The organism is Bacillus sp. N12A5, assembly GCF_026790125.1.
Classification (GTDB): domain Bacteria; phylum Bacillota; class Bacilli; order Bacillales; family Bacillaceae; genus Bacillus.
Genome location: NZ_JALAMR010000016.1, coordinates 70,696 through 96,425, shown reverse-complemented (window position 1 = coordinate 96,425; position 25,730 = coordinate 70,696). Strand labels below are relative to the sequence as shown.

The 25,730-nt window shown below is 42.0% G+C and carries 32 protein-coding genes, 1 tRNA gene, 1 pseudogene and 1 riboswitch; of the genes and pseudogenes, 25 read left to right on the top strand and 9 right to left on the bottom strand.

Going from position 1 to position 25,730, the window contains the following annotated elements:
* The 8 genes from MOC09_RS16175 to MOC09_RS16140 all read left to right on the top strand — a co-directional run bounded on the left by MOC09_RS16175 (nt 1) and on the right by MOC09_RS16140 (nt 7,777).
* Nucleotides 1-174 carry a hypothetical protein gene (locus MOC09_RS16175; RefSeq protein ID WP_087990719.1) on the top strand — a complete coding sequence of 58 codons (174 nt, stop codon included), beginning with the start codon at nt 1-3 and terminating at the stop codon, nt 172-174.
* 89 nt (nt 175-263) lie between these two features.
* Nucleotides 264-1,787 (top strand): rhomboid protease YqgP, encoded by a 1,524-nt coding sequence (yqgP, locus tag MOC09_RS16170; protein WP_268371099.1) that lies wholly within the window; start codon nt 264-266, stop codon nt 1,785-1,787.
* 114 nt (nt 1,788-1,901) lie between these two features.
* Nucleotides 1,902-2,111, top strand: coding sequence for a YqgQ family protein (locus tag MOC09_RS16165; RefSeq protein ID WP_268362434.1), 210 nt, complete (start codon nt 1,902-1,904; stop codon nt 2,109-2,111).
* A 17-nt stretch (nt 2,112-2,128) separates the two neighbouring features.
* Nucleotides 2,129-3,094, top strand: coding sequence for a glucose kinase GlcK (glcK, locus tag MOC09_RS16160; protein ID WP_268362432.1), 966 nt, complete (start codon nt 2,129-2,131; stop codon nt 3,092-3,094).
* A 114-nt stretch (nt 3,095-3,208) separates the two neighbouring features.
* Nucleotides 3,209-5,125, top strand: a complete 1,917-nt coding sequence (locus MOC09_RS16155) for an LTA synthase family protein (protein ID WP_268371097.1) — start codon at nt 3,209-3,211, stop codon at nt 5,123-5,125.
* Nucleotides 5,126-5,206: 81 nt separating this feature from the next.
* Nucleotides 5,207-6,337 carry a M14 family metallopeptidase gene (locus MOC09_RS16150; RefSeq protein WP_268371238.1) on the top strand — a complete coding sequence of 377 codons (1,131 nt, stop codon included), beginning with the start codon at nt 5,207-5,209 and terminating at the stop codon, nt 6,335-6,337.
* 67 nt (nt 6,338-6,404) lie between these two features.
* Nucleotides 6,405-7,460 carry a hypothetical protein gene (locus MOC09_RS16145; RefSeq protein WP_268371094.1) on the top strand — a complete coding sequence of 352 codons (1,056 nt, stop codon included), beginning with the start codon at nt 6,405-6,407 and terminating at the stop codon, nt 7,458-7,460.
* Nucleotides 7,461-7,462: 2 nt separating this feature from the next.
* Nucleotides 7,463-7,777 (top strand): MTH1187 family thiamine-binding protein, encoded by a 315-nt coding sequence (locus MOC09_RS16140; RefSeq protein WP_268362660.1) that lies wholly within the window; start codon nt 7,463-7,465, stop codon nt 7,775-7,777.
* A gap of 31 nt (nt 7,778-7,808) precedes the next feature.
* Here the strand turns inward: MOC09_RS16140 and MOC09_RS16135 are convergent, their stop codons facing one another.
* Entirely contained in the window at nt 7,809-7,982 is a 174-nt protein-coding gene (locus tag MOC09_RS16135; protein WP_014114408.1) for a DUF2759 domain-containing protein, read from the bottom strand.
* Between the two features lie 156 nt (nt 7,983-8,138).
* On the opposite strand from MOC09_RS16135, the gene MOC09_RS16130 reads away from it, so the two are divergent.
* Nucleotides 8,139-8,774 (top strand): MBL fold metallo-hydrolase, encoded by a 636-nt coding sequence (locus tag MOC09_RS16130; RefSeq protein WP_268362661.1) that lies wholly within the window; start codon nt 8,139-8,141, stop codon nt 8,772-8,774.
* 39 nt (nt 8,775-8,813) lie between these two features.
* Here MOC09_RS16130 and MOC09_RS16125 read toward each other — a convergent pair whose 3' ends face one another.
* Nucleotides 8,814-9,059, bottom strand: coding sequence for a DUF2626 domain-containing protein (locus MOC09_RS16125; protein ID WP_268371092.1), 246 nt, complete (start codon nt 9,057-9,059; stop codon nt 8,814-8,816).
* A 230-nt stretch (nt 9,060-9,289) separates the two neighbouring features.
* On the opposite strand from MOC09_RS16125, the gene mgsR reads away from it, so the two are divergent.
* A complete protein-coding gene (gene mgsR / locus MOC09_RS16120; protein ID WP_268362663.1) occupies nt 9,290-9,670 on the top strand; it encodes a transcriptional regulator MgsR in 381 nt (126 codons plus the stop codon).
* Between the two features lie 66 nt (nt 9,671-9,736).
* Here mgsR and MOC09_RS16115 read toward each other — a convergent pair.
* A tRNA-Gln gene (locus tag MOC09_RS16115) sits at nt 9,737-9,807 on the bottom strand.
* 85 nt (nt 9,808-9,892) lie between these two features.
* On the opposite strand from MOC09_RS16115, the gene MOC09_RS16110 reads away from it, so the two are divergent.
* Nucleotides 9,893-10,729 carry an STAS domain-containing protein gene (locus MOC09_RS16110; RefSeq protein ID WP_268371090.1) on the top strand — a complete coding sequence of 279 codons (837 nt, stop codon included), beginning with the start codon at nt 9,893-9,895 and terminating at the stop codon, nt 10,727-10,729.
* A 58-nt stretch (nt 10,730-10,787) separates the two neighbouring features.
* On the opposite strand, the gene MOC09_RS16105 is transcribed toward MOC09_RS16110, so the two are convergent.
* Nucleotides 10,788-12,116, bottom strand: coding sequence for a hemolysin family protein (locus MOC09_RS16105; RefSeq protein ID WP_268362668.1), 1,329 nt, complete (start codon nt 12,114-12,116; stop codon nt 10,788-10,790).
* 143 nt (nt 12,117-12,259) lie between these two features.
* Here MOC09_RS16105 and corA point away from each other — a divergent pair, with 143 nt between their 5' ends.
* The 10 genes and pseudogenes from corA to MOC09_RS16055 all read left to right on the top strand — a co-directional run bounded on the left by corA (nt 12,260) and on the right by MOC09_RS16055 (nt 18,079).
* On the top strand, nt 12,260-13,213 hold the full coding sequence (corA, locus tag MOC09_RS16100) for a magnesium transporter CorA (RefSeq protein WP_268362671.1): 954 nt from the start codon (nt 12,260-12,262) through the stop codon (nt 13,211-13,213).
* A 54-nt stretch (nt 13,214-13,267) separates the two neighbouring features.
* Nucleotides 13,268-13,677, top strand: a pseudogene (locus MOC09_RS20185) (CBS domain-containing protein).
* 214 nt (nt 13,678-13,891) lie between these two features.
* Complete coding sequence (gene comGA / locus MOC09_RS16090; RefSeq protein WP_268362680.1) at nt 13,892-14,962, top strand: competence protein ComGA; 1,071 nt, start codon at nt 13,892-13,894, stop codon at nt 14,960-14,962.
* Nucleotides 14,949-15,986, top strand: a complete 1,038-nt coding sequence (comGB, locus tag MOC09_RS16085) for a competence type IV pilus assembly protein ComGB (RefSeq protein WP_268371088.1) — start codon at nt 14,949-14,951, stop codon at nt 15,984-15,986. The genes comGA and comGB overlap by 14 nt, the downstream gene beginning before the upstream one ends.
* A 13-nt stretch (nt 15,987-15,999) precedes the next feature.
* Complete coding sequence (gene comGC / locus MOC09_RS16080; protein ID WP_268371087.1) at nt 16,000-16,296, top strand: comG operon protein ComGC; 297 nt, start codon at nt 16,000-16,002, stop codon at nt 16,294-16,296.
* Nucleotides 16,286-16,717, top strand: coding sequence for a competence type IV pilus minor pilin ComGD (gene comGD, locus MOC09_RS16075; protein ID WP_268361129.1), 432 nt, complete (start codon nt 16,286-16,288; stop codon nt 16,715-16,717). Before comGC ends, comGD begins: the two co-directional genes overlap by 11 nt.
* A complete protein-coding gene (comGE, locus tag MOC09_RS16070) occupies nt 16,701-17,042 on the top strand; it encodes a competence type IV pilus minor pilin ComGE (protein ID WP_268361127.1) in 342 nt (113 codons plus the stop codon). Before comGD ends, comGE begins: the two co-directional genes overlap by 17 nt.
* Before the next feature lie 25 nt (nt 17,043-17,067).
* A complete protein-coding gene (locus MOC09_RS16065) occupies nt 17,068-17,451 on the top strand; it encodes a competence type IV pilus minor pilin ComGF (RefSeq protein ID WP_268371086.1) in 384 nt (127 codons plus the stop codon).
* Nucleotides 17,452-17,829: a competence type IV pilus minor pilin ComGG gene (gene comGG / locus MOC09_RS16060; protein WP_268361123.1), complete on the top strand. Its 378-nt coding sequence runs from the start codon at nt 17,452-17,454 to the stop codon at nt 17,827-17,829.
* A gap of 70 nt (nt 17,830-17,899) precedes the next feature.
* Nucleotides 17,900-18,079 carry a YqzE family protein gene (locus MOC09_RS16055; RefSeq protein ID WP_268361122.1) on the top strand — a complete coding sequence of 60 codons (180 nt, stop codon included), beginning with the start codon at nt 17,900-17,902 and terminating at the stop codon, nt 18,077-18,079.
* 42 nt (nt 18,080-18,121) lie between these two features.
* Here MOC09_RS16055 and MOC09_RS16050 read toward each other — a convergent pair whose 3' ends face one another.
* A complete protein-coding gene (locus MOC09_RS16050) occupies nt 18,122-18,448 on the bottom strand; it encodes a YqzG/YhdC family protein (protein ID WP_268361120.1) in 327 nt (108 codons plus the stop codon).
* Between the two features lie 260 nt (nt 18,449-18,708).
* On the opposite strand from MOC09_RS16050, the gene tapA reads away from it, so the two are divergent.
* The 3 genes from tapA (at nt 18,709) to tasA (ending at nt 20,875) form a co-directional block, all read left to right on the top strand.
* Complete coding sequence (tapA, locus tag MOC09_RS16045) at nt 18,709-19,470, top strand: amyloid fiber anchoring/assembly protein TapA (protein ID WP_268371085.1); 762 nt, start codon at nt 18,709-18,711, stop codon at nt 19,468-19,470.
* Nucleotides 19,454-20,026, top strand: a complete 573-nt coding sequence (gene sipW / locus MOC09_RS16040) for a signal peptidase I SipW (RefSeq protein WP_268360697.1) — start codon at nt 19,454-19,456, stop codon at nt 20,024-20,026. The genes tapA and sipW overlap by 17 nt, the downstream gene beginning before the upstream one ends.
* A 63-nt stretch (nt 20,027-20,089) precedes the next feature.
* Nucleotides 20,090-20,875, top strand: a complete 786-nt coding sequence (gene tasA, locus MOC09_RS16035) for a biofilm matrix protein TasA (RefSeq protein WP_268360696.1) — start codon at nt 20,090-20,092, stop codon at nt 20,873-20,875.
* Nucleotides 20,876-20,965: 90 nt separating this feature from the next.
* On the opposite strand, the gene sinR is transcribed toward tasA, so the two are convergent.
* From sinR to MOC09_RS16015, 4 genes are all read right to left on the bottom strand, one after another.
* Entirely contained in the window at nt 20,966-21,301 is a 336-nt protein-coding gene (sinR, locus tag MOC09_RS16030) for a transcriptional regulator SinR (RefSeq protein ID WP_003226345.1), read from the bottom strand.
* Nucleotides 21,302-21,334: 33 nt separating this feature from the next.
* Nucleotides 21,335-21,508, bottom strand: coding sequence for an anti-repressor SinI (gene sinI / locus MOC09_RS16025; protein WP_003226347.1), 174 nt, complete (start codon nt 21,506-21,508; stop codon nt 21,335-21,337).
* A 184-nt stretch (nt 21,509-21,692) separates the two neighbouring features.
* Nucleotides 21,693-22,487 (bottom strand): YqhG family protein, encoded by a 795-nt coding sequence (locus MOC09_RS16020; protein ID WP_268360695.1) that lies wholly within the window; start codon nt 22,485-22,487, stop codon nt 21,693-21,695.
* Between the two features lie 20 nt (nt 22,488-22,507).
* Entirely contained in the window at nt 22,508-24,181 is a 1,674-nt protein-coding gene (locus tag MOC09_RS16015; RefSeq protein WP_268360694.1) for a DEAD/DEAH box helicase, read from the bottom strand.
* Between the two features lie 168 nt (nt 24,182-24,349).
* Nucleotides 24,350-24,451, top strand: a riboswitch (glycine riboswitch).
* Nucleotides 24,452-24,623: 172 nt separating this feature from the next.
* Here MOC09_RS16015 and gcvT point away from each other — a divergent pair.
* On the top strand, nt 24,624-25,712 hold the full coding sequence (gcvT, locus tag MOC09_RS16010) for a glycine cleavage system aminomethyltransferase GcvT (RefSeq protein ID WP_268360692.1): 1,089 nt from the start codon (nt 24,624-24,626) through the stop codon (nt 25,710-25,712).
* Nucleotides 25,713-25,730 lie beyond the last annotated feature (18 nt).

Genomic DNA, 25,730 nt, shown 5'->3' with positions numbered 1-25,730 from the left:
ATGAAAAAACTTATGATCTATGCCATTTTTGCTGTTTCTGCCGTTATGTTTTATCAAAACCGCTACCGTCTCATGAATACCGTGCTCAGCCAGCCGGGAATCAGGCGGTCTTTTATCCATCTCTTTTTAAGAATTCCGTTTATCCGCAATAAGTTTATACAGCAAGCCTTCTAAAATCCCGTGAAAAACGGGATTTTTTGCTTTCAGTAGGCGTTCGGAGCGCCCAGCTGTTATAATGAAAAAAAACCATTGGAGCGGTAAACATGTATTTGTTGGAGTATACATATTGGAACATTGCGGCGCACCTAGTGAATAGCGGGTATGGTGTCATACAATCCGGTGAGTCAGATGAAATATGGCTGGAAGCACCCGGAAAGTCTTCTTACGATCTGGTTCGCCTTTATAGACATGATCTTGATTTTCGGCAAGAAATGGTAAGAGATATCGAAGAGCAGGCTGATCGAGTAGAACGAATTCGGGCGTCGCTTGGCAAACGCCAACTGAGGCTGCTGAATGTGTTTTTTTCAGCAGATGCTCCTGTTGATGCCTGGGAAGGGATCGCCGAAAAGACTTTTGAGAAGGGACCTGTATCAGTTGAGCCGGCGATCGTGAGGGGAACGATGCTCCGCGGTGATCTTCAAGCGGTTTTTCCATCATTTCGTGGAGAAGAATGCACTGAAGCCCATAATTCGTTCGAAGACGCACAAATGGCGAGAGAACGCTTCCTTTCGCTCGTGCGGAAACAAGAAGAACGAAGAAAAAATGAAGCGGCGGTTTTTCAATACGGAAAACCAATCTTTACATATTTATTCATTGCGCTTCAGATTTTGATGTTTTTCTTGCTTGAAATAAACGGGGGCAGCACAAATACAGAGACCCTGGTCGCTTTTGGGGCAAAGGAAAACAGTCTGATTGCAGCCGGAGAATGGTGGCGGCTTCTGACTCCGATTGTGCTTCACATCGGCATAGCGCATTTAGCTTTTAATACGCTTGCTTTATGGTCGGTTGGTACAGCCGTTGAGCGGATGTACGGATCAGGCAGGTTTCTGCTGATTTATCTGGCGGCTGGCATTACAGGTTCGATCGCGAGCTTTGTGTTCAGCCCGTATCCTTCTGCTGGCGCTTCAGGAGCCATATTTGGATGCTTAGGCGCATTGTTGTATGTAGCTTTGTCAAATCGGAAAATGTTTTTAAGAACCATTGGAACCAATATTATTGTCATTATTATTATCAATCTGGGCTTTGGTTTTGCGGTTTCGAATATTGATAATTCGGGACATATTGGCGGCTTGATTGGCGGCTTTTTCGCCGCTGCAGCAGTAGGATTGCCAAAAGCCGGAGCCTTGGGGAAAAGGTTATTGTCAGCAGTTGTGCTGATTGCTTTGGCGGCCGGTTTTTTATATGACGGATTGCATTCGCCCTCCCACCAGGAGTCAGCGCTGATTCAGCAGGCAAGCGAGCTGTATCAGGAAGGAAAGTATGAAGAAGTAACGGAATTGCTGAACGCGGAAGCAGAGCAAAAAGATGCCTCGGTCGATCTTTTGAAAATCCTGGCAGTTTCTGATATTCAAATCGGTGAATATGATCAGGCGATTCCCCTTTTGGAAAGAGCAGTGGAAAAAGAACCTAAAGACCACTCCTCATATTACTATTTAGCCTTGCTGTATGCGGAAAAAAATGAGCTTGCTCAGGCAGAGAAGGCCATCAAGTCGGCTGTAAAACTGGAGCCGAACGAGCAGCGCTACAAAGAGCTTCAGCAGCAAATTGAAAATAATAAAGAATCATAAGGAATGGAATATGCCAAGAGGGAGGAGGCTGGCTTTTTTGTCAGCGTTTTCTTCTTGACTGGCTGCTTCCAGGTGAATACGCTTAAATAGTTAAGATCAAGAATGGTGAGGGAAATGAATACATTTTATGATGTGCAGCAGCTGTTAAAAACGTTTGGCCACATTGTTTACTTTGGAGATAGAGAGCTTGAAATTGAGTTTATGCTGGAAGAATTAAAGGAATTATACATGAATCATATGATTGAAAAGGAGCAGTGGGCCAAAGCGGCAGCTGTCCTTCGAAAAGAATTGGAGCAAACAAAAAAACGAAAAAGATTTATGTAAAGGCTAAGGTGATAATAATGGACGAGATATGGTTTGCGGGCATTGATCTGGGAGGAACGACGATTAAACTCGCTTTTATTAACCAATATGGTGAAATTCAGCATAAGTGGGAAGTCCCGACTGATAAAACCGGCGACACCATAACTGTGACAATCGCAAAAACAATCGACAGCAAGCTGGATGAACTGCAAAAACCGAAGCATATTCTCAAATACATCGGAATGGGCGCACCAGGCCCTGTGGATATGGCGGCAGGAGTCGTTTATGAAACGGTAAATCTGGGGTGGAAAAACTATGCGTTAAAGAACCATCTGGAGACAGAAACCGGCATTCCGGCTGTTATAGAAAACGACGCGAACATTGCTGCGCTCGGGGAAATGTGGAAGGGAGCGGGTGACGGCGCGAAGGACGTCATTCTTGTGACGCTTGGCACAGGAGTTGGCGGCGGCATCATTGTAAATGGTGAAATTGTACATGGCATAAACGGCGCCGGCGGGGAAATCGGCCACATTTGCAGCATTCCTGAAGGCGGAGCGCCGTGCAACTGCGGCAAAACGGGCTGTATTGAAACGATTGCGTCTGCTACAGGAATTGTAAGAATTGCAAAAGAGAAAATAGCAAATGCTAAGCAGACGACACGTTTAAAAGCAATTGAAGATTTGACAGCGCGGGATGTATTTGAAGCGGCAGGGGAAAGTGACGAAATTGCCCTTGAAGTCGTTGATTATGTAGCCAAGCACCTTGGTTTGGTGCTAGGAAATTTGGCAAGCTCGCTAAATCCGTCAAAAATCGTTCTAGGCGGCGGCGTATCGAGAGCCGGAGAACTGCTGAGATCTAAAGTCGAAAAAACATTCCGCAATTGCGCGTTTCCGCGTGCAGCCGCAGCGGCTGATATCTCAATCGCAGCACTTGGAAATGATGCCGGTGTTATCGGTGGCGCTTGGATCGCTAAAAATGAATGGCTGAAACACCAAAATTGTTAAATTTGTGTAAATGAAATTGATTTTTCGTTATGTTCAGGTTAAGATTTAATTTGATATGTTAATGAGAATGTTGGGAATAGACTGATTTTTTAGCGTGCTGCATAGGAGGTTGTAATGCGAAAAACGTTTTTTTCGAAGATTTCGTTTATGCTGATTGCCATTTTATTGATGTGGCTGAAAACGTATGCTGTATACAAAACCAGTTTTCATATTAAAATCGACAATCTGACGCAGGAATTTATTCTGTTTATTAACCCATTGAGCTTTTTGCTGCTTATTTTTGGCTTTAGCCTGTTTTTGAAAGGCAAAAACAGAAATCGCTACATTATCGCGATGAGCTGTCTTATCACGTTTGTATTGCTGGCTAATATGGTTTTTTACCGCTTTTACAATGATTTCTTAACAATCCCTGTTCTTTTTCAAACGAGCAATATGGGTGATCTCGGAAGCAGCATTGGAACACTTCTTGAGCCGACAGACCTCCTATTGGCAGTAGATATTGCGGTTTTAATATGGCTTCACATCCGGCAAAAAGCTTTTCAATCAGACAGTCCCTCTACGAAAAATGAACGGGCGGCTTATTTTCTGTTCGTTGCTTCTGTTTATTTCTTCAATCTGGGCTTGTCTGAGGCGGAAAGACCTCAGCTGTTGACACGCTCATTTGACAGGGAAATGCTGGTGAAAAACATCAGCCTGTTTAATTTTCATATTTACGACGGAGTTCTTCAGTCAAAGCAGTCCGCACAAAGGGCATTGGCTGACAGCAACAGCCTGACGGAAATTGAGAACTACGTAACCGCAAATGCGAAAGATGGCAACAAAAGCTTATTCGGCGCAGCAAAAGGAAGGAACGTCATCCTCGTATCCTTGGAGTCGACGCAAAGCTTTGTAATCAATGAAAAGGTAAATGGTGAAGAAATCACGCCTTTTCTAAATGACTTTATCAAAAAGAGCTACAATTTCAATAATGTTTACCACCAAACCGGCCAGGGGAAAACATCGGATTCTGAATTTATCGTGGACAATTCACTGTATCCGCTTGGACGAGGCGCCGTGTTTTTTACAAATGCGGTCAACGAATACGTTGCCGCACCTGAAATTCTGAAAAACAACGGTTATTATTCAGCTGTGCTTCACGCTAACAATAAAAGCTTTTGGAATCGGGATTTAATGTACGACTCATTTGGGTATGATTCATTTTTTGATATAAACTCGTATGATGTAACTGACAAAAATTCAGTTGGCTGGGGGCTGAAGGATAAAGAGTTTTTTGAGCAGTCTTCAGGGCTGTTGAAAAATCTGCCTCAGCCGTTTTATTCCAGGCTGATCACACTCACGAACCACTTCCCGTTTGATCTTGATGAAGAGGATCAATTGATTGATGAATATGATTCAAGCAGCCAAACGCTAAACAAATATTTCCCGACAGTGCGCTATCAGGATGAGGCGCTGAAACGGTTTATCGAAAAGCTGAAAGAAGACGGATTATATGATAACTCTATTATCGTATTATACGGTGATCATTATGGCATATCGGAAAACCATAATGATGCGATGGGACAATTTTTAGGGAAAGAGATTACACCATTTGAAGAAGTGCAGCTCCAAAAAGTGCCGCTTGTCATCCATATTCCCGGTATTACCGATAAAAAGCCGCAAACGATTGAAAAAGTAGGCGGACAGATTGATATCAGGCCGACGCTGATGAATCTTTTAGGGATTGATACGAAAGATCACATTCAATTTGGCAACGATCTGCTTTCAGATGAAAAACTGGACTTTACGGTGCTCCGGGACGGGAGCTTTATCACGGATGAGGTTGTATATACTGACGGTGTTTGTTATGACAAAGAGACCGGCAAGCCGCTAAAAGAGGCAAAACAATGTCAAGCATTTGCTGATAAAGCGAAACAGGAGCTATCACTTTCTGATGAAATCATTTATGGAGATTTATTGCGATTTTATGAGCAGAAAAGGCCGGACAATTCGTCAAAACGAAAAGAACCGCCAGTGCTTGATCAGGCATCGTAATCATAAAGCCTTCCGCATCAAAGTGAGCGGGAGGCTTTCTTTTTTTAAACACGCTGTCATATAGTAACAAAAAGGGGGATGATGATGGCGTTTATTACGGTGAAACCTGAGGTTAAGCACAATTTGGCAAGAGTGGCAAGAGAGCTGGAAATAGAGGAGGAACTCCTCAGAAGTGCAAATCGCTCGGCACAGAAGCATCAGTTGTATTGTCCTGGTTATATGATTGAAGAGCAAAACGATAAGGAGCTTCACACCATTCAGGACATAAAGAGCTTTTTACAGCCTCGGCGGCTAAGCCTTTCAGATAACTGGGTGGGGCAAGAAAAAATTTATGATGATTCAGCTGTTGAAAAGGAAATAAAGAAAATCATTGATGTGTTTCCGTTCGTCTCATGCCGGGAAATCGGTTGTTCTGTACTCGGCAGGCCAATTTTGGAGCTGAAGGTTGGTGGAGAGCATACCGGAAAAAAGGTCCATATGAACGCCTCATTTCATGCAAATGAGTGGATTACAACGTCTGTCCTGCTAAAATGGTTTAAGGAATATTGTATGTCATTATGCTGCAACTCGCCTTTCTCCGGTTTTTCTCCCATGAAGCTGTTCAGGAGCACAGCCTTATCACTCGTTCCGCTTGTCAACCCGGATGGCGTTGATCTTGTCTTGAACGGTTCAGAAGGCATGGGTGCCAGAAAAGAAGAGCTCGAAAGGCTAAATGGTCATCGGCCGAATTTTAATGAGTGGAAGGCGAACATAAACGGAGTCGATTTAAATAAACAATTTCCGTCATTATGGGAAATTGAAAAATACCGCAAGCCGCCAGCACCCAGCCACCGAGATTTTCCGGGGTTCTCCCCGCTTACGGAGCCGGAATCCATCACCATGTACCGGTTGATTACGGAAGATCCGCCTGACAGATTGCTAGCCCTTCATACCCAGGGAGAAGAAATTTATTGGGGCTATAAAGGTCTTGAGCCTGAAGAATCTGCTGCTGTTATAAAGGATTTTGAGGAGGTCAGCGGGAACATTTATAAAGGAGTAAGGGATATAGACAGCTATGCGGGATTCCGCGATTGGTTTATCCATCATTATTTTAAAGAAGGCTATACGGTGGAACTTGGAAGAGGGCAAAATCCTTTGCCGTTTCAGCAGTTTTCACATATTTATAACGCGACAAAGGGCATTTTGTGGAGGGCGTTATTTTTTCATGAGTAACTGAAACTTTTTCTTTTTTCTGCCGCAGAGAATGTGCGACAATATAGATGATTGGAGGGGAAGGCTGATGAGATCAGTTTGTTTCATTCTGCTGTCGGCATTGCTGTTTGGTTTATCAGCATGCGAATCATCTCATCAGCAGCAAAAACAGGCATCAGCGGCAAAAGATGAGGAAAAAGAGATCATTCCGCTTTCTGCGGAAAAAGCGGACGGAGCGGAAGGCTGGCTTAATAACAGCACAATTTTATTTTCTGCATCCGATCCGACGAAAACGGAGCTTTTTGCGTACCGCATCTTTACCGGCAAATCGAAAAAGCTTTATCAAACGGATGGCCAAATCGTTGATGTTCAAATCAATCAGAAAAAGCAGATGATCCTGCTGCAAATCACTAACAGCCAAAAGACAGCATTGGTTTTGCTTAATGCAAAAGGAGAAACGCTTTACCAAAAAGAATATGAAACGTATGAGCTCGAGGCTGCTTGGAATCCGTATGACCCTTATCAAATGATGGTGACGGTATTCTCTGAAAACTGGGATTTCCATACATATCAGGTGGATGCCAAAAAAGACGAGTCTTCCTTAAGTCCGATACAGGTTCCGTTTATTCATTGGACCTCAAAAAACACATTTGATTATGTCAAAGAGGGAAGAGACGATAAGTCAGGGCCTTTATATACGTTTGATACAGTCTCCAAAGCGGAAAAGAAGCTCGAGGATGATGTTCTCTTCTTTGATTCTTTTCATCAAATGAGTTTTGCTGTTAAATCAGCTTCCGGAGAAAAAGGGACGTACCAGTTTAAAACGCCGCAAACAAAATCTCCAGTTACAGTTGAATGGCCGCTCCAAACGAAATATACAAGTTTGGCTCCGATGGAGTATGATTATGATGAAGCAGAAGGCCTGTTTTATACGTTTAAAGAAAGCGGCGATGCATATAAGCTTGCAGCTGTCAATGTGGCGTCGGGAAAGACAAAAGATCTTTTCTCCCTGCCGGAAATGGAGCCGATTCAAATATCTCCAAACGGGAAATATGCGTTATACGGCTTTCATTTTGAGCAGATCATTTTATTGAAATCACATGGAATGAAGCAACTTATCATTGATCAAAAGGAGATGGAATAACGATGGCTATTGCAGATGTAACCATTATCCCAATCGGAACGGAAACACCTAGTGTCAGTGCTTACGTGGCCGATGTGCAAAAGATTTTAGAAGGATATCAAGCTGAAGGAAAAATCAAATATCAGCTGACACCGATGAATACGCTGATCGAGGGAGAACTCAGTGACCTTTTCACAGTCATCCAGGCCATTCACGAAGCACCGTTTCAAAAAGGGCTGCATAGAGTGGCAACAAACATCCGCATCGATGACAGGCGTGACAAAAAAACGACACTTGAAAGCAAAATAGAAAGTGTCAATAAACATTTACAGCAATAAAAACAAACCTGTATCCAATTGGATACAGGTTTTAATGTGCGGTTGGATATCCGCTGTTTATCACGGTCATCACTGTAAACCAGCCAAAGACAAATAAGGTGGCTCCGGCTAACAAAAATCCAAGTATGTTTCTATTTTTAACAGAACGCAAGACTCCCCATAAAGCGAAAAGAGCGACAAGGCCGAAAATCACGACAAGTAACATTACGCAGCCCCCTTTACATTGAAAAACCTGCAATTCTTTCCATTTTTATTCTACCTGTTTTTTAAATGTTTGTCGATAGCGTTTTCATTGCGATTGTTTGAATCTTTTTTCAAAAACCCTCATAATAGGAGCATAAAACAGAAAGAGGTGATACAAGTGAAATGGAGACGAATGCCAGTAGGGCCGATTCAAGCGAACGCATATTTTTTGATTAATGATGATCAATGCCTGATTTTTGATCCGGGCGGCGAAGGAAATAAAATCAATCAATACATAAAAGAAAAAGGGCTGACCCCTTTAGCCATTTTGCTTACACATGCCCATTTTGACCATATTGGGGCACTGGATGAAGTGAGAGAAAAATGGGATATCCCTGTTTATCTGCATCAGAATGAAAAGAATTGGCTTACGGATGCCTCTTTAAACGGATCAGGCATGCTGAGAGGGATAGAAGTTACAGCTAAGCCTGCAGATCATCTGATTGAAGGAGACGGCGAACTGAATATAGGCCCGTTTCATTTGGAAACATTATTTACGCCGGGACATTCGCCAGGCAGTGTTTCTTACTATGTGAAGGATGCTGACCTGGTGATTTCCGGAGATGTCCTGTTTCAAGGCGGCATAGGGCGTACGGATTTAATAGGCGGCAATCAAGAAACGCTGCTGACGTCCATCCATGAAAAGCTGCTTACGCTGCCGGAGCACACGCTGGTGTTAAGCGGCCATGGCCCTGAAACAGATGTGCGGACTGAGCAGGACCAAAATCCATTTTTAAATGGGTTTTCATTGTAAAAAAAGAGACAAACCGATAAGGTTTGTCTCTTTTTGCATTTAATGACCTCCGCCGCCGGGCACCATAATAAAAATCGAGTAATATGTAAAGCCGGCAAAGAAAATCGTTAAATAAGCGGCAAAAATATAAATATACATGCGTTCAGTTAAATTCAAATACGATAGGAATACAAATAAGATCGTCTGTCCAAAAAATAAAAGGGAAGCATCTTTCATATCACCCAAATAAAACATGACTGCAAAAATTCCTGTCCAAAATCCTAACACCCGGAACATGCGATTCATTTTTATCCCCTCCCGAGAGTCCCTCTGACTGTTATTATAATAGATCCCACCTAGAAATGTAAACATTTTCATTATTGTTATACATATGGAATTTTTCCTTTGGTCGTGCTTTCTATTATATGAATAACTTTTTGAAAATAATCCGAAAAAAAGTTCTGTAAATGGTTTAAAGAAAAAATGATCGGGGTAGTTATTCTACAAAGAGATGGTTAACTGAGGAGGAAAAACGAATGGAACAACAATTAACTTTTTACTCATACCCTAGCTGCACGTCATGCCGAAAAACTAAACATTGGCTCAAAGCGCATCAAATTGACTTTAACGAACGGCACTTATTCAGAGAAACCCCGACAGTAGAAGAATTAAAGTATATTTTATCCTTAACGACAGAAGGAATTGATGAAATTTTAGCGACAAGAAGCCAGACCTTCAAAAATTTAAATTTAAACATCGAAGAGATGACGGTAAATGAAGTGCTTGAACTGTTAATTGAGAAGCCGAAGCTTTTGCGTCGTCCGATTCTTGTGGACAACAAAAAGCTGGTGATCGGTTATAATCCGGGAGAACTGTTGAAGTTATCGAAGAAGAAAACGGTTCATCAATCTGCATGATGAAAAACCGAAGATCCGCTGATTTATATGAATCAGCTTATCTTCGGTTTTTCACCTGTTCAGAAACTGGGCTAGCTGGATTCGAACCAACGATCACGGAGTCAAAGTCCATTGCCTTACCGCTTGGCTATAGCCCATTGAATGTAAACATAGTATGTGTAAAGGCAGGCGCGTTATACATATGTAGCGAAACATTTTCAAAACAGGAGGTAACTCATTAAGATGATAGCTCTTGATCAGCACTTAACAGAGCACAAAGAAGATATCACGCAGCAATGGCTGGAAGTTTGTACGTCAAAAGGCAGATGGCTGTATTCAGCGAAAGATCAGCCAAAACTAGAACAAAAGTTAAAAGACCAGCATGAATTATTGGTGACCATCGTAGCAAAATCCCTTAGAAAAGAATACGTAAAGGACGAGCTTAATCGATGGTCTCTTCAGTGCGCCAGAGACCGTGCCGTTCATGAAGTGACGGTAACAGAAAGTGTCGGCCAGTTTAACGCCTTCAGGCACATCATGTTTGAATGGATTCAGAAATTCAGCGAAGCCTCTTCTCAAGAAATCAGCATTCAGGACTTTTATGAGTGGAGCCGGATCTTGAATCAAAACATTGATAAGATCATTGAAGTCTTTACGGAAGAATATCACCAGGTGACCATGATACAATTAAACGCTCAAAAAGAAATGATTAATGAATTGAGTGCGCCCATTATGCCGATTACTGAGGGGATAGGGATTCTTCCGCTTGTCGGTGAAATTGACACGTACAGAGCGAGGACGATTTTGGAGTCGGTGCTGCAGCAGTGCTCAGAGCTAAAGCTCTCGTATTTATTTTTAGATATTTCGGGCGTTCCCATCGTTGATACAATGGTGGCCTATCAAATTTTTAAAGTGATTGACAGCACGAAGCTGCTCGGGATCGAGACGATTATTTCAGGAATCAGGCCAGAAATTGCCCAAACTGTGGTGAAGCTGGGTCTGGATTTTTCGAATGTGAAAACCGAGCAAAGCCTTGCGAAAGCCCTGGCCAATAAAGGATTTAAGATAGAAGAGTCATAATGTGCGTTGTTTAATCAGTCATGATCATCTGTAAAAAAGCTGAACAGCCTCCCCTGGGCTATTCAGCTTTTTTAACTTCTATAAATAAAATGTGGTGGCTGTCAATGTCTTTTACCTTAAAAGAGTAGCCGTCATATTCAATGACACTTTCAGGCTCTGCGTCTATGTTTTGTGTCAGAAACCAGCCGCCCAAGGTGTCCACTTCTGCGTCAGCTAAATCTGTTCCAAGCAGGTTGTTTACATCACTGATTAATAATTTTGCATTTAGCAAGAAGTGATCCTTTCCGAGCTCGCGAATATGAGGCACTTCATCCGCGTCAAATTCATCACGGATTTCTCCTACAATTTCTTCGATAATATCCTCGACAGTAACCAAACCGGAAGTCCCGCCATATTCATCAATGAGAATCGCCATATGGGTGCGTTCCTTTTGCATTTTCAGCAGTAATTTATAAACAGGAATCGTCTCAATGACATGAATAACAGGCTGAATGAAAGGTTCAATTTGCTGCTTGTTGAGTGAAAAGTTTTTCGACAGCATTGAAAACAGCACTTCTTTCATATTGATGACGCCAATGACGTTATCTTTATCTTCTCTTACAACCGGGTACCGTGTATATTTTGTTTGCTTGACTGTTTCCTGCAGGTTTGGAATTGAGTCATCCTCAAGTGACAGGCTGACCATCTCATTTCGAGGCACCATGATTTCCTTTGCCATTCGTTTATCAAAGGTGAAGATATTATTCATGTATTTTAATTCGCTTTTTCTGATTTCACCGCTTTTATAGCTTTCAGCCAAAAGAACCCGCAGTTCTTCCTCCGTATATGCCAGCTCATGCTCTGATGCCGGCTTTAGTCCGAAGGCCCCTGTAATTAACCGGGCAGAGTGGTTCAGCAGCCAAATGAATGGAAACATGAGCCTATAAAACCAAATAAGCGGCTTGGCGAACATCAAGGTAATGCTCTCTGCTTTTTGAATAGCGAAGCTCTTTGGCGCCAGCTCCCCGATGACAACATTTAAATATGTCACAGCCAAAAAGGCGATGACAAGTGAAAGAAGGTGGGTAAGCGATTCGTTTAAGCCTGCTTTATGGAAAAGCGGCCGAAGCAGGGTTTGCACAGTCGGTTCCCCAAGCCAGCCCAGTCCTAAAGCTGCGACTGTGATGCCCAGCTGGCAGGCTGACAAATATTCATCAAGGTGAGTAATGACATGCTTTGCCGCTTTTGCACCTTTCTTTCCCTTTGCGACAAGCTGATCAATTCTGGAACGCCGCACTTTTACAATTGAAAATTCTACGGCGACAAAAAATCCTGTTAACAAAATAAGAATAGCGACTGCTAGTAAGTTGACAAATTCCACAACAACTGCCTTCTCCAAGGAAGGCATGCACCTCCCTTTTCCGATGTCTTTCTACATTCCATACCACCGGAAAATGGTCACAAAACATGTGTTGAAGCGGCTGACTGGTTTAGCGATGCCTTTCTTGGGCAATTAAATAATGAAAGAACTAAAGTTTGGAGGAGCTTGACATGAAGGCACATACGGGAAAGGATTGGTTTTGGTACCAAATGGGGCCTCAGGAAAGAGATAAGGCAAGAGATCTGATCCATTTTTCTCACTGGCCTCAATGTGAAAAGTGGTTTGAAAATAACCATCATATTAATTTTTTGCGCGTAGATACGACTGAAACGGAAAATGAAGCGGTATTTGGCTCGATCATATATGATCAGGGAATTGATGAGGAAAAAGACCATACCGTTTTTCACTTTTATATTACCAGGCAATATTTTTTTACGATTAACTTTGACTTCTCGATTTTGAAGGGGATTAAGGGAAAAGAGGTTGTCCGGCAAATGGAAAGAGCGGACAATGCCATTGAGGGGTTTTTGATTCTTCTCGGTGAACTAATGAATGCATATTTAATCGGTGTTGATGAATTTGAAGTAAAGCTGAGAACGCTCCGATGGCAAATCAAAGACGACAATAGCAAAAGCATTTTAAACCGCGTCCATCTCCTGCGCCATGAACTGATGATCTGGAAAAACTTAATCCTAAGCGCCAAAAAAATTGAAATGGCGTTGAAAGAAACCTTTTTGCCTCAAAATGAAGGAAAAAAGGATTATCAGCGGACAGACCTGAAAATTGACAGGGGGTTTACATACATCAGCGAATTTGAAGGGGAGCTTAACAATCTGCTGCATTCAGAGGAAGTCATTACCTCGCATAGGGGAAACGAAATTGTAAAAGCGCTGACTATTTTTACGACGCTATTTACGCCGATTACAGCTCTGGGGGCCCTTTGGGGCATGAACTTTTCGGTAATGCCTGAGCTGAATTGGAAATACGGGTATCTCTTTTCTCTCTTATTGATTATTACTTCTACGGTCCTGATCTACCTATATTTGAAGAAAAAAGGCTGGACGGGAGATATGCTGCAGGAACGGAAGGAGAAAAAGAAATCTCGAAAAAGGCAGATACTGTAGGGCTGTTTGATTTTTTGAGCAACGGATAAAGAATACGGTAAAGGAGGAATGGGAATGAAAATAAGAGACATCATGACAAAGAATGTAGAATGCTGTGAACCAAGCGCTTCAATCACGGCACTAGCGAAAAAGATGAGAGGCTCCAATGTCGGTTCTATTCCAATCTGTGAAAATGGCAGACTTCAGGGGATTGTTTCTGATCGGATATTGTGACGAGATGCTTAGCTGAAAATCAGATGAATGCAAAAGCAAGTGACATCATGAGCGCTGACATCGTATCAGGCCATCCTGATATGTCTGCTGAAGAAGCGGGTCAGATTATGGCAGAGCACTAAATCCGCCGTTTACCGATTCTTGAAAATGAACGAATTGCCGGTATTATTGCGTTGGGTGATCTTTCCATTGAGAAAAATACTGACCAAAAAGCCGGAGAAGCATTAAGTGAAATTTCTAAATCAGCATAATGCAAGATGGAGTGAAGCAGGCATGTGATCATCATGCCTGCTTTTTTATTGAGAAAAAGAATGAAATCAAGCAGGTACATTTAGCTGAAACGGTCTTTCTTGCCAGCAGAAATTGATTTTTCGGTACATAACACTTTTAGGAAATCAATTTTTCTCCGTTTGATTACCTGTCGTTCTTTTTCTACAATACGCATTGAAAGGAGAGGGAATCAAATTGGATTCAATAGAAAAAATCAGCAGAACCTTGATAGAAGAGGCATATATAACAAAGGCTTCTGATATTCACATTGTGCCGAGGGAGCGGGACGCCACCATTCATTTTCGGGTTGACCATGCCTTGCTGAAAAAAAGGAATATGAAAAAAGAAGAGTGTGTAAGGCTCATTTCACATTTTAAATTCCTCTCAGCGATGGACATAGGGGAAAGACGAAAGCCGCAAAATGGTTCGCTTACGTTAAAGCTTGAGGAGGGGAATGTTCATTTAAGAATGTCGACGCTTCCCACAATTAATGAAGAAAGCCTCGTGATTAGAGTGATGCCTCAATACAATATCCCTTCGATTGATAAGCTGTCATTATTTCCGAAGACAGGAGCCACCTTACTCTCATTTTTAAAACATTCCCACGGCATGCTCATTTTTACCGGGCCGACTGGGTCAGGGAAGACGACCACACTATACTCTCTTGTTCAATATGCAAAAAAACACTTTAATCGAAATATTGTTACACTGGAGGACCCTGTTGAAACAAGGGACGAGGATGTTCTTCAGGTGCAGGTGAATGAAAAAGCAGGTGTGACATATTCCGCAGGGCTGAAGGCTATTTTGCGCCATGACCCGGATATGATTATTTTAGGTGAGATCAGAGACGCGGAAACAGCCAAAATTGCGGTACGGGCAGCGCTGACTGGACATCTGGTGCTGACGAGCCTTCATACGAGAGATGCGAAGGGGGCAATTTACAGGCTGCTTGAATTCGGCATCAATATGAATGAAATCGAACAGACTGTCATTGCAATAGCGGCTCAGCGCTTAGTTGATTTGGCTTGCCCGTTTTGTGAAAACAGATGTTCATCGGTGTATTGCCGCCAGTCACGAAACGCCAGGAGAGCAAGCGTTTATGAGCTCCTGTACGGAAAAAATCTTCAGCAATGTATCCAGGAGGCAAAAGGAAATCATGCAAATTATCAATATCAAACACTTCGGCAAATTATCAGAAAGGGAATTGCGCTTGGCTACTTGACGACAAACAACTATGACCGGTGGGTTTATCATGAAACAGATTAGAAAAACATGGCCGTTAAAGGATCAAGCCCAGTTATTGAAGCGGCTCGGTGAAATGACGGCGGGCGGGTATACGCTTCTGGATGGCTTGCGCCTGATGGAACTCCAGCTGAATAAGAGGCAAGTGGCTGATTTGATTGATGCAGTCACTCGTTTGAGGGAAGGGGCGCCGTTTTATCAAGTACTAAAGAGTTTGTCATTTCATAAGGAAGCCGTAGGTATTTGTTACTTTGCTGAAACGCATGGGGAACTGCCTGCCTCCATGATCCAGAGCGGAGAGCTGCTGAAACGAAAAATTGCACAGGCAGACCAGGTGAAAAGGGTGCTGCGATATCCGCTTTTCCTCATCTTTACGGTCGCTGTCATGTTTTATATGTTACAGTCCATCATTATTCCTCAGTTTTCCGGTATTTATCAATCGATGAATATGGAAACCTCACGTTCAACTGACATACTTTTTTCTTTTTTTCAGCATATTGATCTTGTGATTATTTTGGCAGCTCTTTTTGCAGCAGGTATCGGCCTTTATTATTGGCTTGTGTTTAAGAAAAAATCACCTGCCCGGCAAATGCTTATTTGTGTCAGGGTCCCTTTGATTGGAAATCTTGTCAGGCTGTTTAACAGCTACTTTTTTTCTTTGCAGCTAAGCAGCCTTTTAAAATCAGGTCTCTCAATTTATGACAGCCTTAACGCATTTAAACATCAAACGTTTCTCCCTTTCTACCGCTGCGAAGCTGAACAAGTGATTGAACGGCTAAAAGCTGGTGAATCAATAGAAGCTGCTATTTGTGAAAGCCCTTTTTATGAAGCTGATTTTTCAAAAGTCATATCTCACGGCCAGCTGAGCGGCCGACTGGATCGGGAGCTTTTCACATATAGCCAATTCATATTGCAGAGGCTGGAACACAAGGCGCAAAAATGGACAGGAATCCTTCAGCCGATGATTTATGGATTTGTTGCTGCAGTGATCTTAATTGTGTATTTATCTATGCTCTTGCCTATGTATCAGATGATGAATCAAATGTGAAAGGAAGAGGCTGATGAATGAGAAAGGATTCACACTTGTTGAAATGTTAATTGTGCTCTTTATTATTTCAATCTTGCTTTTAATTACGATACCGAACGTCACGAAACATAATCAAACCATTCAAAAAAAGGGCTGTGAAGGCCTGCAAAACATGATTAAGGCACAAATGACTGCATTTGAGCTTGATCATGAAGGACAGACACCGAGCCTTTCAGATTTACAGTCAGAGGGCTATGTGAAAAAGGATGCAGTTTGCCCAAATGGGAAGCGCATTATCATCAGTGACGGAGAAGTTAAGGTTGAACATTAAATTAAACGAGGAGAAGGGGTTTACCCTTCTAGAGAGCTTGCTTGTGTTAAGCCTCGCCTCTATCCTCTTGATTGCCGTGTTTACTACACTTCCCCCTGTTTATGCCAATACTTCTGTTCGCCAGGCGGCATGGCAGCTGAAAAACGACATTATGCTTGCACAGCAGACTTCTATTTCCACTCATCAAAGGACAAACATTCTCTTTCATAGAAACGAATATCAAGTAGTCATGGGGGATAAGGTGATTGAACGTCCGTATACAACGGGACTTTCTATAGAACCGCTAACATTAAAAAACCGTTTGGAATTCAATGAGAAAGGGCATCCGAATGCAGGCGGAAAAATTCGAATAAAAGGACATGCTGTTTATGACATAACGATTTTTTTAGGGAGCGGGACAGTCAATGTGGAGAGAAAATAAAGGTTTTTCTACAATCGAAACAATGTCTGCGCTAAGCCTGTGGCTGTTTCTGCTGCTGACAGTCGTTCCTTTGTGGGACAAGCTGATAGCTGATGAAAATATGGCGGAATCACGAGAGATTGGCTACCAGGTGATGAACGAAAGCATTAGCAAATATATGATGACTGGTGAAGGAACTGCGTCTGTTACAAAGAACAATACTTTCTATACGCTGAAGTGGGAGGAGGAGGGGGAGTATCAAAACGTATGCATCTCAGCAGCAGCTTATAAAGAAAAAGCATTTTGTCTCAGCATTCTGCGGACAGACTGGCTATACGCTTCTTAACGTATTATTTTCTCTCTCCGTCTTTTTGCTCATATCAGGATCGTTAGCAACGATCTTTCATTTGTTTTTGTCACGGCAGCAGGAACATAATGGTTTTACACAGGAAGAATATATAATTTCAATGGAGCAGATGATGAACGAGTGCAAGCAGTCTCGCACGGTAAAGACAGCCGAGCATGGGAGTGTATTGATCTGCACCAACTTTTCCGGGCAAAACACCAGGTTTGAAACCTATCAATCAATGATAAGAAAAAGAGTGGATGGCAAAGGGCATGTGCCGATTCTCGATCATATGACTGCAATGAAAGCTGATATTAAAAATGGGATTGTGATTCTGAATATTAAGAGCAGGGACGAAAAAGTGTATCAAACTGCTTTTCCGGTTTATACATCTTTAGGAGGAGGATGAATGTACAGCTCGAAAGGGTTTATTTATCCAGCGGTTCTTTTTGTGTCTGCGCTTATGCTGTTGATTGTGAACTTTACTGCTGCCCAATATATGTCACGCTGCATGTTTGAAAAGGAAACAAAAGAGTTATACACAGGAGAGAATTTGCTTCAGAATGGCGCACTTCTGTCAATTCGCCATGTTCTTGAGAAACGGAAAGGCGGCCAACACGGTTCACAGCAGTTTGCATATGGGAAGGTTTCTTATCACATTTATGATACATCGATAAAAGAGCAAAAAGAAATCAGCTTAAAAGCCAGTACGGAGTCGGGAACAGAAAGAACTGCACAGCTAGTGTTCGATCAAAAACGGAAAAAGCTACTGAGCTGGACAGAATAAAGCAGAGAAAAGAGTATAAAAAAAGTCATGTAAGCCAACACTCATAATAATTGAAAGATGAGGTGATCACGTGAAAACGAATGATTATGTCAAATATATGACTCAGCAATTTGTCAAATATATAGATACTCCGAAAGATGAGCGAAAAGAACGAAAAGAGGTGCGGAAAGAAACAAAAACACCCGCTTCACAGCATTGGTTCGGTATTTTACCCTATGGTTTCAGGCTATGGCTCAAGCGGAAAAGATAATTACAAATATAAACGAATAAGGTCCTTCAAATATGGAGGACCTTATTGATATTCTTCTAATATGGCAATTTTATTGACCTTTTGGCTGTGAGGATCAAATGAAATTGTCACAAATACGCCGAATTCCTTTGATCCTTCCCTCAAGGTTAAGTGGTATTGCTTTACTGCTTCATCTTTTCTTTTGCGGTCCCATACTTTTTGTTTAAATAGTACCTGTGCAAGCGGGTACCTTTTTTTGGCTTCTTTTACAGCAAGCTCTTCCCATTTTGATGTGTGGCGGGCGGTCACAAGCGGTGTTTCTTCTGCGTAAGCGGCAGTTGTGCTGAAAACGAGAAGAGAAAGACAAATCACACATTGTTTGATCATCATGCTGTCACCCTTTCTTTGTTTATTATTACCAAATCATATGTGGCTATGCATTTAATTTCTCACATAATAATCCCAAAAATTTCAAAAGATGAGCAATAATGAGCAAGACTTTGTAATTTGATGAAAACATTCTTTTAAGCGAACAAAACGGTCGATTTTGGTGTTTTTAAATCCCTAAAACGTTGATTATACTCTATTTGTATAGTTCTTTAAAAAGAACGTTTGTCATATCGAGTGACAGGTTTTACAGGAGGTAGAGTATGTTTCGATTGTTCCGCAATCAGCAAAAGGCGAAAACGAAGCTGAGAGTTCTGCTTATTTTTCAGCTTTCAGTCATTTTTAGTCTGACTGCCGCGATATGCTTACAATTTTCCGGTGATACAAGCGCTGCTTTTCATGATATTAAAACGTTTGATGTTTCGCTTCAAACGTGTAATGACTTTCAGCATACAGATAAAAACTGCCATTACGATAAACGCTGGGATCAAAGCGATTTGCACCTATCAGATCAAACGGATACAAAAGGCACGGTATGCTCACCTGTTACATTATTTGCTGAGCTCGAAAATACAGGCGAGAAACTAAAGAAATCCAAATGGAAGTGGGAGCTTCATAAGCTGGAAAATGCCCGCAAACCGTTAAAGGATGGAAATGTGATCGAAAAAGGATTCGTTTCCAATCAAATCCGCGATTCAGTTTATAAAATCGAAACGAAGAAAAAAATGAAACCCGGCATTTATGCATTTAAAGTATATAAACCGGCCGGCTATCCGGCAGACGGCAGTACATTTGAGTGGTCGAAGCCTATGACGCTTGCAAAGTGCGATGAGAAACCGACAGTTCCAAAAAAAGAAACCAAGCCTGCAGTCAAAAATGAGAAAGAAACATTTCAAAAGGATTTACTGGAAAAATCAACTAAAGAAGCTGCATCTCAAGAAGCTGTAAAAGAAGAAAAAGAAACTCAATCAGTTCAGAAGGAAAGCGGGGAAGAGGATGAAAAAAGCAATGAAGCTGATCAGTAATATTCTCTACGTGATCATCTTTACTCTCATTATTATGCTGACACTTATCGTGATATCAACACGTTCATCCGGGGGAGAGCCGGCAGTGTTTGGATACACGCTGAAATCAGTTTTGTCAGGTTCAATGGAGCCGGAGTTCAATACAGGCTCTTTAATATTGGTCAAAGAAATCACTGATGTGAAAGAGCTCCAAAAGGGTGATGTCATTACATTTATGCAGGATGCAAATACGGCGGTCACCCACAGGATTGTTGATGTAACAAAGCAAGGAAGCCATTTGTTATTTAAAACAAAAGGGGACAATAACGCCGCAGCTGATTCAGCGCTTGTTTCAGACGAAAATGTCCGCGCGCAATACACAGGTTTTCAGCTTCCATATGCCGGCTATATGCTTCATTTTGCCAGTCAGCCGATCGGAACTGCTGTTTTACTGATTGTTCCCGGCGTGATGCTGCTGGTGTACGCTTTTGTGACGATCACAAGCGCCATTAGAGAAATTGAAAGAAAGACAAAAGCTTTGGAAACAAATACAAAGGACAATACCATGTCCACTTAACATCAGTTGTAAACCTGGCAACAGGTTTCGATATAAAATCATTCAGTAAAAGGGGAGTTTGCCATGGGTATGAAAAAGAAATTGAGTTTAGGAGTTGCTTCTGCGGCACTAGGATTAGCCTTAGTTGGAGGAGGAACATGGGCAGCATTTAACGACATTAAATCAACGGATGCTACTTTTGCATCAGGTACACTGGATTTATCAGCTAAAGAAAATTCAGCGAATGTCAACTTATCAAATCTAAAGCCGGGTGACAAATTAACGAAAGATTTCCATTTTGAAAATAACGGCTCACTTGCAATCAAAGAGGTATTAATGGCGCTGAATTACGGTGAATTTAAAGCGAACGGCGGCAGCAATACATCTCCGGAAGATTTTCTCAGCCAGTTTGAAGTGACATTATTGACAGTTGGAAAAGAGGGCGGCAATGGTTACCCGAAAAACATTATTTTAGATGATGCGAACCTCAAAGACCTGTATTTGATGTCCGCTAAGAATGATACAGCGGCTGCTGAGAAAATCAAAAAACAAATTGACCCTAAATTCTTAAATGCAAGTGGTAAAGTCAATGTAGCAACAATTGACGGTAAAACCGCTCCTGAATATGATGGCATTCCAAAAACGCCGACTGATTTTGACAAAGTTCAAATGGAGATCCAATTCAAAGACGACAAAACAAAAGATGAAAACGGCCAAATGGTTCAAAATAAATACCAAGGCAATTCTATTCAGCTTCAATTCACATTTGAAGCGACACAATGGAATGGTTTGACGATCAAAAAGGAACATACAGATAAAGACGGTTATGTGAAAGAAAATGAAAAAGCGCACAGTGAGGATAAAAATTAATAGCAGCAATAATGAAGAGACGGCCCAGTATATTACTGGGCCGTCTCTATGTGTATTGACAAAAGAGGAGTAAGTGCCTCTGCTCAGGCACTACTCCTCTTTTTGGGACTTTCTCCATTTTTGATAATCTAAAAATTCACGAAATTGTTTTTTCGATACCCCGGATGTCATTGCATCGCGAACCAATTTCTCCCATTCACTATCTAATTGACCATCGTATTCGGTTTCATGTTTTTCATCGAGCAAAGTATGAACCGAGACGTCCAGAACAGCGGAGACTTTTTCGAGAAATTGAATGGAGGGGTTCGTTTGTAGATTTCGTTCTATTGAGCTTAAATAAGACTTCGCTACCCCAGCTTTTTCAGCTAGTTCTGATAGTGAGTAGCCTTTTTCTTTACGGTATTGTTTAATACGCTGGCCAATCAATGTCATCACCTTCCTTGTGATATTATAGCACATTCAGAAAGGATTTACGGTATGACTTCTGGCTGCCGGACCAGGATGAGCAGACTTTTTGTTTAAAAGTAAATATTTTCGTATTTCTTCCGGGCTGATATTTGCTTCTTTGGCTTTCATCATTAATTCAACCCATTCTTGATCTAATTCGAAGTGCTCTTGTTTCGCATTTTTCATGCAGTTTCTCCTCCTAAAATACTTGTTTATGTATTTCAGCCAGTCCGGCCATGACTCATTGTATGCCTTCTTTGGTCTCTGGAAGTCATTTGTCATTGAAATTGCCAGAATTTTTTTCCAATATATCTTTATTATAGTTGCATTTTTTTAAAAAAAACGAGAACGATGTCGAATGGTAAAAAAGTTAGCTTGAAATGTTATTTTGCAGATAAAATAATCCGCCATTTTCAACTTCAACTGATATCTTTGGTTGATACAAGGCTTTCAGCGCCTGTTTTTCTAGATAGTACTCTTCTGGTTTTTCTTCTATATGCTCATAAAACTTGTCAAGCAATTCCATATCATTTCTCCACCTGTTTACAGCCTGTTCTGCCCAGTCTGACGGCTCCTGCATGGCAGATGTAGCAATATAGTTTTCCATGCGCTTAAGGCCGCTTTCTGGTTTGATCATAGGCGATATGGTGAAGCAATAGTCACTTATTTGAGACGTCAGCGAAAGCTGTGTCAGCTTGCTTTGAAAATCTTCAATCATGGTTCCAGAGACTAGGTGAAGACCTAGCGACAATAGCTTGTCCTTTTTCATGTCGGACTGGTATGAAATCGTGACATTTATACCAAGCCAAGGCTGAAGCGGGACTTTAGCTCCAGCTGATTCAATTTTCTCATACATTCTGGTAAATCTCCCATTTTGTTTTACAGCTTTAAATATTTGAAATAAACGTGGCGCCCCAAAATAAATAAATTCGCCGTCTAGGTCTTTTGGAGCGGTTTCCTTATCTGTAATAAAAGTGATTTTCATTGGATTCGGATCACCGCCTGTCTTCTCGCGCCAATGCCAGTAGAAAGGTCGGTTCATGATCTGTTTGTCCATTTCAACTGTAAGCTGCACCGTCATATAACCGGAACCTTGCTCAACAATCTGGCAGCTGTGTGCCTGGAAAAAGCGTAGCAGAAAATCGTGAACCTCTTGCTGTCTCACTTATAAAACCTCCTTACAGGCTAAGACCCTCTTTTTTCAGCTGGCTGCTGTTTTTTATAAGACAAAAATGAGGTTAAGTTATCCATTTTAATCTTCATTTCTTCTTCTGTAGCTGAATGGTACAGAATATCATGCAAGTGCTCTTCAAAATTGTTAACTTGAATTTTCGTTAAAATATCATCAAGTTCGCCGACCACTTTTTCAAATAAATGAATTTTTTCGTATAGCAGCTTTAAAATATGCTCTTCCACCGTATGTTTTGTCGCCATGTTGTAAATGTGCACGTCACGCTCCTGGCCGAGCCTGTGAATTCTTCCGATTCTTTGCTCAAGGCGCATCGGATTCCATGGCAGGTCATAGTTAATCATATGATTGCAAAATTGCAGGTTGATTCCTTCACCGCCTGCTTCAGTTGCAATCAGCACTTGGACCTTTCCGCGGAAAAGATCCTTCATCCAGTCTTTTTTCCCGCGTTTGAATCCGCCTCTGAAGGGAACCGAACTGATGCCGTTCTGCTGAAGAAACCATTGCAGATAAATCTGGGTTGCCCGGTATTCTGTAAAAATGATGACCTTATCGTCTATCTTTTTGATCAGGTCAACGACTTGAAGCGCCTTAGAGTTTTGTGTCACTTGATTGATCCGGTCAATTAAAACTGAAATGGTGTGCTCATCGATGGCTGGTGCTTGTTTCTCCTTTTGATCAAGCATTTTTTTCAGCGTCATATATACCGCTTCTCTGCTCGAACAGCATTCTCTTTGCAGGGTCATAATAGAGAACATGCTGGCCGGCTTATTGATGCCTTCCTTCAGGCGGGAGATTTCATCATACAGCGCCTGCTCAGATGGAGAAAATTCAATGGGCACTGTTTCAACATGGCGCTGCTTCCAGGTCAGCCCGGTGTCATGCCGCCTGTTGCGGATCATGACTTTATTCACAAGATCTTTTAAATGCTCATGCGCTTCTAAACTTGATTTTTTCTTAGCGAACTCCTCCTGAAAGTGATTCTGACTGCCTAAATGGCCAGGCTTTAATAACGACACCAAATTGAAAATTTCTTCGATCCGGTTTTGAATTGGCGTCGCGGTTAGGAGCAGGCAATATTTTTTTACGAGATTCCGGACAAATTCATAGTTCTTCGTTTTGCTATTTTTCAGTTTGTGTGCCTCATCAATAATAACGAGATCATAGGGGATGGACAGCACAATTTCACGGTGGGGCGAGCGCTTTGCGGTGTCAATTGATGAGACGACAATATCGCATTGCTCCCACACGTAGCTTTTCTTTTGTTCAACAGCAGGGATCAAAAATTTTTCCTGAAGCTCTTTGACCCACTGTGACACAAGGGAAGCGGGCACAAGGATTAAAATTTTTTTGGCTAAACCGCGAATCATATATTCTTTTAGAATCAGTCCGGCTTCAACTGTTTTCCCGAGGCCCACCTCATCTGCTAAAATTGCTTTTCCGTTCATTTTTTCAACCACTTTTTGCGCCACCTCAAGCTGGTGAGGAAGCGGCGTAAAGGAAGGCAGGTATAAAGGGGCCCGTAAGCCTTCGAATTCAGGAATTGCTAATGTGTTCTGGATTTCTGCAGATAGCTTGAACAGCTCCCAGTTCGCCCACGGGCCATCATTTTTCAGCCTTTCAGCGAATTCTTGAGGCCATTTTGCATCGTAGATCATTTCTGCGTTCATAGCTTTGAAACCGCCTTTCTTATTCTTCGATTCTTAAAATGAACAATATAAGAAAAATCTGCCCAAATTGCTGTTGCCCAGCATATAGTGATGATGGTAGGATATGAATATGTATTTGATGTAAGATATTGCTATAGTATGTCCATAACAGCATGAAAATATGAGCGAATGACAGCAAGGGGAGAGACCTGACCGAGAACCTCGGGATACAGGCGCCGAAGGAGCAAACTGCGGAGTGAATCTCTCAGGCAAAAGAACTCTTGCTCGACGCAACTCTGGAGAGTGTTTGCGCGGTTGCGCAAGCCACCAAAGGGGACGTCTTTGCGTATGCAAAGTAAACTTTCAGGTGCCAGGACAGAGAACCTTCATTTTACATGAGGCGTTTCTCTGTCCTTTTTTGTATGTTTTTTTAGCCGCGCCGTTGAAAAAAGGGAGGAATTTGATGCTGAAAAGAACGCCGTTATTTGAACTGTATAAGAAATATGGAGGAAAAACCATTGATTTTGGAGGCTGGGAGCTTCCTGTCCAATTCTCTTCTATAAAAAAGGAACACGAGGCTGTCCGAACTGCAGCTGGACTGTTTGATGTATCTCATATGGGAGAGATCGAAGTGTCAGGGAACGACAGCCTGCCTTTTTTGCAAAGGCTGATGACAAATGATATTTCCGCGTTAACGCCAGGCCGTGCGCTGTATACGGCGATGTGCTATCCGGATGGCGGAACCGTCGATGATTTGCTTGTCTATCAAAAAGGAGAGAATCGCTATCTGCTTGTCATAAATGCTTCTAATATAGACAAAGACCTGGAGTGGATGAAAGAGCATGTAACAGGTGACGTACAGATTGACAATCAGTCAGATCAAATTGCCCTCTTGGCTGTACAGGGGCCGAGAGCAGAAACGATTTTAAAAATGCTGACGTCTGCAGATTTATCTTCATTAAAGCCGTTTACATTTATCGATGAAGCAGATATCAGCGGCTGCAAATCACTTATTTCGCGCACCGGCTATACGGGAGAGGATGGGTTTGAAATTTACTGCCGTGCTCATGATGCCGTGTATTTGTGGAAACAAGTGATTGATGTGGGTGAGGAACACGGACTGGTTCCATGCGGTCTCGGCGCCCGTGATACACTCCGGTTTGAAGCGAAGCTCCCGCTTTATGGCCAGGAGCTGACTCGTGAAATCACGCCGATAGAAGCAGGTATAGGCTTTGCCGTAAAGCACAAAAAGGAGTCTGACTTTTTCGGGAAGTCTGTATTGAGTGAACAGAAAGAAAATGGAGCGAAGCGAAAGCTTATCGGTCTCGAAATGATCGAAAAAGGGATACCGCGGCACGGATATGAAGTGTTCCATAATGGCAAGTCTGTCGGAAAGGTGACAACCGGCACGCAGTCACCGACTTTAGGGAAAAATGTCGGCCTTGCTCTTGTTGCTGCGGAAGCGAGTGAAATCGGGACTGTAGTAGACGTGGAGATTCGCAAAAAATTAGTGAAAGCAAAGGTAGTCAAAACACCGTTTTATAAACGCTAATATTTTTTCTTGGGGAGA